Consider the following 397-nt stretch of genomic DNA (forward strand, 5'->3'; position numbering starts at 1 on the left):
TTGGCCACGTCCGGCTATTTCGAACGCCTCGTCCTCGTCGACGAAGAAGGCGAAGGTCGACGAGTCACCGTTCTTCTCGGCACACTTGCCGCTGAAGCTCGGATCCTCATAGCCGGACCAGTCGAACACGATAAGGTCCTTGTCGGCGGCAACGGCAAACGCCGCCGCCGAAGCTGCAAGCGCGCCGGCGAGCGCCAATGTCAGTGTCAGGCGTCGGCTGAGTTCCTTCATGCTCGTCCCATCCTCTTTGGTTCATGCCGGTCTTGCTGGCCGGCTGTTTGCTAACCGTAGTGCTTGGGAAAGGCGGCGGCCAAAAACGCGTTGGCCGCCTGCAGCGCGGTCTCGCGGGTGGTGTCCTCCGTTCCCATCATCAGCCGCAGCCACAGGCCCTCGAGCA

General features: G+C 63.0%; 2 pseudogenes. Both read right to left on the bottom strand.

What is annotated here, in order from left to right:
* A pseudogene (locus tag EN850_RS33970) lies at positions 1-231 on the bottom strand (polyamine ABC transporter substrate-binding protein); the annotation flags it as partial.
* 50 nt (positions 232-281) lie between these two features.
* Positions 282-397 (bottom strand): annotated as a pseudogene (locus EN850_RS37615) (TetR family transcriptional regulator); the annotation flags it as partial.

Source organism: Mesorhizobium sp. M8A.F.Ca.ET.207.01.1.1 (genome assembly GCF_004794715.1).
Taxonomy (GTDB): Bacteria; Pseudomonadota; Alphaproteobacteria; order Rhizobiales; family Rhizobiaceae; genus Mesorhizobium.